The following is a 7824-nucleotide window of genomic DNA, read 5'->3' as shown; positions in this document are numbered from 1 at the left end:
CCCCCCCCCCCACACCCCCACCCCCCCCCCCCCCCCCTCCCCTCCCCTCCCCCCCCCCCCCGCCGCTGGAGCTCATCTCACGCTTTGCGGCGGTAGGCGCGGACGGCGAGCGGCGCGAAGACCGCGAGGATGCCCAGTGACCACAGGACGGTCTTGACGACCGCGTCGAGGACCGGGCCGCCGACCATCAGCCCGCGGGCGGCCTGCATCGCGTCGGCGACCGGGTTGACCTTCACCCACGCCTGCAGCCAGCCGGGCAGCGTGTTCGTCGGGACGAGCACGTTGGTGCCGAACGTCAGCGGGAACATGATCACGAAGCCGAGGCCCTGGACCGCGCCGGGCTCCCTGACCAGCATGCCGAGCAGCACGAACATCCAGCTGAAGCTGAACGCCAGGAACATCACCAGCAGGCACGCCGCCAGGACCGCCAGGGGGTTGGTCCCGAAGCGGAAGCCGAGGGCGTACCCGAAGCCGAGCATCACCACGATCGACACCACGAACCGGATCATGTCGCCGAGGACACCGCCGATGAGTGGCGCGGACCGGCCGATCGGCAGGCTGCGGAAGCGGTCGAAGACGCCGGTCTTGATGTCGGTGTTGAGGCTGACCCCGGTCGGCGCCGACGCGAAGAGCACGTTCTGCACCATCAGCGCCGGCAGCAGGAACTGCAGGTAGTCGTGGCGGGACCCGGCGATGGCGCCGCCCAGCAGGTACACGAACAGGACGATGAAGATGATCGGCTGCAGCGTCACGTCGAGCAGCTGCTCCGGCGTGCGCATCGTCTTGATCAGGCTGCGCCTGGCCATCACCAGGCTGTGCCTGACGAGGCCGAACGGGCGTCCCGGGACGGCCGCGGTCAGCGTCGTCACACCGTCACCTCCTGCTTCTTGTCGGTGCCACGGGTCAGGGTGAAGAAGACCTCGTCGAGGCTCGGCAGGTGCAGCGACAGCTCGATCACGTCGACGCCCTGCTCTTCCAGGCTTCTGATGACGGTGCCGAGCACCTTCGCGTCGCTGACCGGCACCGACAGCACGCCGCGGCCGCGGGACTCGACGGCGTTGTTCGCGGCTTTCGTCAGAATCGTTTCCACGATGCCCATGTGTGCCGGGTCGGCCGGGCGGACGCTGATCGTCTGGCCGCCGACGATGTGCTTGAGCTGGGCCGGCGTGCCGTGCGCGATGACCTTGCCGTGGTCGATCACGGAGATCTCGTCGGCGAGCGCGTCGGCCTCCTCCAGGTACTGCGTGGTGAGCAGCACCGTGGTGCCCTCCCGCACCTGCGCCCGGACCATGTTCCAGACGTCCTCGCGTTTCGCCGGGTCGAGGCCGGTCGTCGGCTCGTCGAGGTAGACGATCGCGGGCCGCCCCACCAGGCTCGCGGCCAGGTCGAGGCGGCGCCGCATGCCGCCGGAGTAGGTCTTGACCTGCCGGTCGGCGGCCTCGCTGAGGTCGAACTCGGCGAGCAGGTGCGCCGCCCGGTGCTTGGCGTCGGTGCGGCGCAGGTCGAGCAGCTGGCCGATCATGACCAGGTTCTCGGTCCCGGTCAGGTCCTCGTCGACGGAGGCGAACTGGCCGGTCAGCCCGCTGATCCGGCGGACCTCGGCGGGCCGCTTGACGACGTCGTGGCCGCCGACCGTCGCGGTGCCGGCGTCGGGGCGCAGCAGGGTGGCGAGGATGCGCACGGCGGTGGTCTTGCCGGCGCCGTTGGGCCCGAGGACCCCGAGCACGGTGCCCGGCTCGGCGGCGAGATCCACGCCCGCCAGGGCGGTGGTCGTGCCGAAGCGCTTGACCAGGCCGGTGGCCTGGAAAGCGAAGCTCATGGTGACGTTCCCCCTTTGGTGTGTCCTCCGTCAGGGTGCCCGACACCGCTGTCATTTCGCGCACATCCGCCTGTCCCCGTCGCACACGGCGGCCCGATGTGGTAGTAATTCCTACTAAGTAGATGCGAATACTGGAGAATCTGCGATGACTGTCTCGACCCGGACGGACCTGCTCTCCGTCGCCCGCTGGCACGCCGAGGACCCGGCCTCCTGGCCGTTCGAGCCCCGCTACGACCCGCGCACGCGGTGGTACGGGAAGCTGTACACCGCCGACGACCACGAGGTGTGGCTGCTCACCTGGCTGCCCGGCCAGGCCACCGACCTGCACGACCACGGCGGCTCGGCCGGCGCCTTCACCGTCGTGTCCGGCGAGGTCGTCGAGCAGACCGTGCGGGACGGCTCACTGCTCAACACGACGATGACCGCCGGGTCCGGCCGCCGCTTCGGCGCCCACCACGTGCACCGGGTCGTCAACGCCGGCACCCGCCCCGCCGTCACCATCCACGCGTACGGTCCCGCGCTGACCGTCATGACCCGCTACCGGCTGCACGAGGGCCGGCTGTCCGTCGAGGCCGTCCAGCAGGCGGGAGCGGACTGGTGAGCGGCCGCTCGATCGACGAGATCCTGGCCTCCGCGCGGGAGCGGCTGACCCGGGTGACCCCCGCCGAGGTCCCGGACGGCGCGGTCCTCGTCGACATCCGCCCCGCCGCGCAGCGGGCCGCCGAAGGCGAGATCCCCGGCGCGCTGATCGTCGAGCGTAACGTCCTGGAGTGGCGCTTCGACCCCCGCAGCGACGCGCGGCTGCCCGTCGCCGACCGCTACGACCTGCCCGTCGTCGTCTTCTGCTCCGAGGGCTACACGTCCTCGCTCGCCGCCGCCGCGCTGCAGGACCTCGGCCTGCACCTCGCCACGGACCTGGCCGGCGGCTTCCAGGCGTGGAAGCGGGCGGGCCTGCCGGTCGCCGCGGCGGTGGCAAACTAGGGTGCGTGAAGCTGAAGCTGGACCTGCATGACATCTTCAACCGCAGCGGCGACATCGACCGCGCGTTGAAGTCGATCATCGACGAGGCGGTGGCCAAGCGGGCCACCCTCGTCGAGATCATCCCCGGCAAGGGCTCGGGGGCGCTGAAGAAGCGGGTCCTGCGCTTCCTGGACCAGCGCGAGATCAAGGCCCTCTACCACCGGGTCGAGAAGGACTCCGACAACTTCGGGCGGCTCTTCGTGCACTTCCGGTGGAACGAGTCGACCGGTCGCGGGCGGCGCTAGACCTCGACGTCCAAGGCGACCACATGGGTGCCGTCGGGGCGGGTGCTCTCGCCGGTGCGGAAGTGGGCGTCCTTGCCCTTCAGGCCGATGCCGTAGGTGACGTAGCCCTCGAAGGCGCCGACCTGCTCGTACACCAGCAGCCGCCGGAAGCCGACGGCCTCGCGTCCGGTGCCGGCCTCGCTGCCCGCCGGGGTGAACACGACGCTCAGCAGCGTGTCGCCGGGCAGGTCGACGGTGGCTCCGGATCCGTCCCTGACGACGGTTTTCGTGATGTTCACGGTGTACGACGGCAGGGGTCCCCGGAACGCGAAGGTGACCCGCTCGAAGCCTTCGGCGGCGTGGTCACCGGCACGGACCTCGACCAGGACCGGGACCGGGGGGACGGCCGGGGTGTGGTCGACGCTGACCTTGGTGCTCCAGGTGCCTTTTGTGGCTCGTGTGCTTGATTTCGCGGCTTGTGTACTTGTCTCAGGTGATCTGCTGGCCGGTGTTCCTCTCGTCCCGGCAACTTCCGGGGTGCAGGCGGCGAGCAGGACGATCAGGGCGAGTGCGGGCAGGCGAGTCATGGCCTATCGACGCGCGTATGGGTTGTCCGGTTGTCTGCCGGACCGCGTCAGAACGCGTCCGCGGCGTCCGCGAGCGAGCAGACCGACACCAGGCGCAGGACGGTCCAGTCGGCGTCGGTCCAGTCGATGGTGTCCGGGGTGGGCAGCGGCCGGCCGTGACGCTGGTGGACGGCGATGACGCTGCGGGCGTACCCGGCCAGGGAGATCGAGTCGATGGCCTTGCCGGCGGCGGTGATGCTCTGCCGGACCGCGGCGGCGTGCTGGTCGACCTTCGCCAGCAGGAACGGCTGCGCCAGGGCCTCGACCAGGCCGTCGACGCCGACCATGGCCATCACCTGGTCGAGGTAGTAACGGGCGTCGAGCTCGGCGGTGGCCAGGTAGCCGGCGTCGAAGGCGGCCGGGGCGGCGGGGGTGCGTTCGTTGTTCATGGACGATGACGCTAGGCAGTCCGGAGCCGCTTGGGACCCCCAACAACCATCCGGCACCCGTTCATGACCCACTGCACTCCGTACGGGCGACATCCCGGCGTTTTTTGTCGGTGGCGGCGTGCAGAATGTGCTCACCCCCCAGGAGGCACCCCTTGTCCGACCGTTCCTTCGCCGCACCGCCGCGGCGCACCCTCACGGCCGCCGCGGCCCTCGCCGTCCTCGCGCTGCTCGCGTTCCTCGGCATCGCCGACGTCCAGCCGCCGGCGCCCCGGCCCGCGTCGGCGCCCACCGGCGAGTTCTCCGCCGCCCGCGCGTTCACCCACGTCGAGCGGGTCGGTCAGGAGGTCCACGTCACCGGCAGCCCCGCCGCCGACCGGGTCCGCGAGCACATCGTGACGACCCTCACCGGCCTGGGCCTGCGCCCGGAGGTCCAGGACGCCGTCGGGGTCAACGCGGGCAAGTTCGGCGACGGCGGCATGGCCCGCGTCCGCAACGTCGTCGCGGTGCTGCCCGGCTCCGCCTCCACCGGCCAGGTCGTCCTCATGGCGCACTACGACTCCGTCCAGGTCAGCTTCGGCGCCAACGACGACGGCGCCGGCACCAGCACCCTGCTGGAGGTCGCCCGCGCGATGACGACCGGCGCCCCGCCGCGCAACGACGTCGTGTTCCTGTTCACCGACGCCGAGGAGGCCTGCCTGTGCGGCGCCGAGGCGTTCGTCAGCCTGCACCCGCTGGGCCAGAAGCCGTCGGTCGTGCTCAACTTCGAGGCCCGCGGCAGCAGCGGCCCCGCCGTCATGTTCCAGACCTCAGTCGGCAACGCGGACCTCATCGACGTCTATGCCCGCACCCCGCACCCCGTCGGCACCAGCCTCGCCGTGGAGGTCTACCGGCTGCTGTCCAACGACACCGACTTCACCCCGTTCCTCGGGCAGTCCCGCTTCACCGGCCTCAACACGGCCTACATCGACGGCTCCAGCGTCTATCACAGCCCGTTCGACCGGCCGTCGACGATGGACAGGGCCAGCCTCCAGCACCACGGCGACAACGCGCTCGCCCTCACCCGCACCCTCGGCGGCGCCGACCTGCCGCCGCTGCTGCGCCCCGCCTCCGGCGACGCGGTCTACTTCCCGTTCGCCGGCCTGCTGGTGCGCTACCCGTCGGCGCTCACCTGGCCGATCGCCGCCCTCGCCCTGATCGCCGTCGCCGCGCTGGTGTTCCTGGCCCGCCGCCGCGGCCTGACCTCGGTCCCGCGCAGCCTCGCCGGCCTCGGCCTCGCCCTCGTGCCGCTCATCGCCGTCGCCGTCGCCGCCCAGCTGCTGTGGACGCTGCTGGTCGCGATCCGCCCCGGCTATGGCGAGCTGCTCGACCCGGCCAGGCCCACCTGGTTCCGCTTCGGCGTCGTCGCGCTCACCGCCGCCGTCCTGCTCGCCTGGTATGCCCTCACCCGCCGCCGGCTCGGCCCGGTCCCGCTCGCCACCGGCGCCCTGGGCCTGCTCGCCGTCCTCGGCCTGGTCTTCGCCGCCGCGATCCCCGGCGGCTCCTATCTCGTCGCGCTGCCCGCCCTGTTCGGCGCCCTGGCCGGCATCGCCGCGCTCCACGTGCCGCGCCCCTGGCTCGCGACCGCCGTCCTCACCGCCGGCGCGGGCGTCGCCGTGCTGATCCTCGCCCCGACCGTCGCCCTCTTCTTCCCCGCCCTGGGCCTGGCCACCGGCGCCGCCCCCGCGCTCTTCGCCGTGCTGCTCGGCCTCGCCGCCCTGCCCGCGTTCGAGCCCCTGTTCCGCCCGGCCGGCGCCGACCGGCACCGCGTCCTCGGCGCCGCCCCCGCCCTCGTGGCGCTCGTGGCCGCCCTGGCCTGCACCACCACCGGCATGGTCGCGGACCGCTTCGACCCCGGCCACCCCGAGCCCACCCACCTCATGTATGCCCTGGACCGCGACACCGGCACCGCGTCCTGGGTCAGCCTGGAGCGGTCGCCGGGCGCCTGGACCTCGCGTTACGTCCGCGACCACCGCTCCCTCGACGAGCTCTTCCCCGTCCTGCCCGCCGGCGACCTGTCCGTCGGCCCGGCCCAGGCCGCCCCGCTCCCGGCCCCCACCGCCACCGTCCTGTCCGACACCACCACCGGCGACCGCCGCACCGTCACGTTCCGCCTCGCCTCCCAGCGCCCGGTCCGCTTCGTCTCCTTCTACGGCGAGGTCGGCTCCCACCGCGTCCAGCAGGCCACCGTCGCCGGCCGCCCCGCCGTGCCGTTCCTCACCGACCAGAACCGCTTCGGCGTCGTCTTCCACGGCCCACCCACCGACGGCATCGAGGTCACCCTCGTCCTGCAGGGCCCGGGCCCGTTGAAGCTCCGCCTGGTCGACGGCAGCGACGGCCTGGACACCTTGCCCGGCTTCACCCCCCGCCCCCCGTCCGTCGGCATCTTCGGCAGCCACTCCAGCGAACTCGCCGCCGTGGCCACCACAACCACCATCTGACCACCCGGCCGTTCGGCTCTGCTCGGCTCCGCTCGGCCGTTCGGCTCTCTCGGCCGCTCGGCTCTGCTCGGCCGCTCGGCTCTGGTCGGCCGGCTCTGGTCGGCCGTTCGGCTCTGCTCGGGATTCCTGCTCCGGCCTGCTCGGACGTGCCCTACTCGACCTGCTCAGGCGTGTTCGGGCGCGCTCGGGCTGCTCGGGTCACCCGGCTCTGGTCGGGCGTTCGGTCCTGGTCGGGCGTTCGGTCCTGGTCGGGCGTTCGGCTCTGCCCAGCCGTTCGGTCCTGCTCGGCTCGGCTCGGGCGTTCGGTTCGGCTCGGCCGCTCGGCCCTGCCCGGGCGTTCGGCTCCGCCCGGCCCTGCCCGGGCGTGCCCTACTCGGCCTGCTCAGGCGCGCTCGGGCTGCTCGGCTCTGCTCGGGCCGCCTGGGCCTGCTCGGCCCTGCTCGGGTGTGCCCTGCTCGGGTGTGCTCGGCTCTGTTCCGCCCCAGCCACCACCGCGCCGCCCTGTTCCATACCGGTCCCCGGCGCGGCGGGGGGCGTCCGCTTCCAGGTCGGTCTCCTGTGCCGTCGCGCTCCCGTGCTGCCATGGTCGCCCTGCCCGTCCTGACAGCTCATGTCGCGTTCGCCGATCCCCGGCTGCTCGTGTGCAGTCGCGTTCGCCGACTTGCCCCATCGCCGATTGCCCGACTGTCCGACTGCCTGACGGCTCGTGTGTCGCGGGCGCCAGGTTGCGCACTGGCGTGTGTGCGGTCGCGGCTGGCGTGGCGGCACGTATGAGGTCGTGGTTGCCGGAGTACGCGGTGGCGTGTGAGTCGTCGCGGCCGCGTGGCGACGCGTGTGCCGTCGCGTTTCGCCGACTGCCCGGCCGCTCGTGTGCGGTCGTGGTTTGCCGAGGCGTGCGCGGCTCGTGTGCGGTAGTGGTTTGCCGGGGGCGTGCGGTGGCTCGTGTGCGGTCGCGGCCGCCGGGTTGCACCGTGGCATGTGCGCCGTCGCGGCTGGCGCGGTGGCTCGCCTGCCGTTGCCGCTTCCTGCTTCGCTCGGCCGCGTCGGCCGGATGCTCATGCACCCAGGCCGAGATCTGCAGTGGGGCGACGCCGAGCCCGCCCAGGCAACCGACCCGATCCCAGCCGGCCGCTACAGGTGCCGAGAACACCCCACCCAGCAGGTCCACCGCGTCGCGATCTGAGGTCCTCGGGCGGCGCAGATCATCAACCGCCGCCGCCTGACCCGCCCCGCGCCATGATCCGGAAGACTTTGTGCACCCCTGGCTAC

The 7824-nt window shown here is 72.5% G+C and carries 8 protein-coding genes; 4 read left to right on the top strand and 4 right to left on the bottom strand.

Going from position 1 to position 7824, the window contains the following annotated elements; genetic code table 11:
* Window positions 1–77: 77 nt before the first annotated feature.
* Both ACZ6TV_RS22620 and ACZ6TV_RS22615 read right to left on the bottom strand, forming a co-directional pair.
* Window positions 78–869 (bottom strand): ABC transporter permease, encoded by a 792-nt coding sequence (locus tag ACZ6TV_RS22620; RefSeq protein ID WP_465299189.1) that lies wholly within the window; start codon window positions 867–869, stop codon window positions 78–80.
* Window positions 866–1819 carry an ATP-binding cassette domain-containing protein gene (locus ACZ6TV_RS22615; RefSeq protein ID WP_465299188.1) on the bottom strand — a complete coding sequence of 318 codons (954 nt, stop codon included), beginning with the start codon at window positions 1817–1819 and terminating at the stop codon, window positions 866–868. The genes ACZ6TV_RS22620 and ACZ6TV_RS22615 overlap by 4 nt, the downstream gene beginning before the upstream one ends.
* A 145-nt stretch (window positions 1820–1964) precedes the next feature.
* Between ACZ6TV_RS22615 and ACZ6TV_RS22610 the strand changes: the two genes are divergently transcribed.
* From ACZ6TV_RS22610 to ACZ6TV_RS22600, 3 genes are read left to right on the top strand one after another with little or no spacing between them, the layout of a single operon-like run.
* Window positions 1965–2420 carry a cysteine dioxygenase gene (locus ACZ6TV_RS22610; protein WP_465299187.1) on the top strand — a complete coding sequence of 152 codons (456 nt, stop codon included), beginning with the start codon at window positions 1965–1967 and terminating at the stop codon, window positions 2418–2420.
* Window positions 2417–2800 (top strand): rhodanese-like domain-containing protein, encoded by a 384-nt coding sequence (locus tag ACZ6TV_RS22605; protein WP_465299186.1) that lies wholly within the window; start codon window positions 2417–2419, stop codon window positions 2798–2800. Before ACZ6TV_RS22610 ends, ACZ6TV_RS22605 begins: the two co-directional genes overlap by 4 nt.
* 5 nt (window positions 2801–2805) lie before the next feature.
* Window positions 2806–3084, top strand: coding sequence for a Smr/MutS family protein (locus ACZ6TV_RS22600; protein WP_465299185.1), 279 nt, complete (start codon window positions 2806–2808; stop codon window positions 3082–3084).
* Here the strand turns inward: ACZ6TV_RS22600 and ACZ6TV_RS22595 are convergent.
* A complete protein-coding gene (locus tag ACZ6TV_RS22595; RefSeq protein WP_465299184.1) occupies window positions 3081–3650 on the bottom strand; it encodes an AMIN-like domain-containing (lipo)protein in 570 nt (189 codons plus the stop codon). The genes ACZ6TV_RS22600 and ACZ6TV_RS22595 overlap by 4 nt on opposite strands.
* A 47-nt stretch (window positions 3651–3697) precedes the next feature.
* A complete protein-coding gene (locus tag ACZ6TV_RS22590; RefSeq protein WP_465299183.1) occupies window positions 3698–4078 on the bottom strand; it encodes a DUF6401 family natural product biosynthesis protein in 381 nt (126 codons plus the stop codon).
* A 152-nt stretch (window positions 4079–4230) separates the two neighbouring features.
* On the opposite strand from ACZ6TV_RS22590, the gene ACZ6TV_RS22585 reads away from it, so the two are divergent.
* Window positions 4231–6555 carry a M28 family peptidase gene (locus tag ACZ6TV_RS22585; protein WP_465299182.1) on the top strand — a complete coding sequence of 775 codons (2325 nt, stop codon included), beginning with the start codon at window positions 4231–4233 and terminating at the stop codon, window positions 6553–6555.
* Window positions 6556–7824 lie beyond the last annotated feature (1269 nt).

The sequence above is a fragment of the Dactylosporangium sp. NPDC051087 genome (assembly GCF_055586325.1).
The sequence above is the reverse complement of the archived record's forward strand: the minus strand, read 5'-3'. Positions and strand labels throughout refer to the sequence as shown.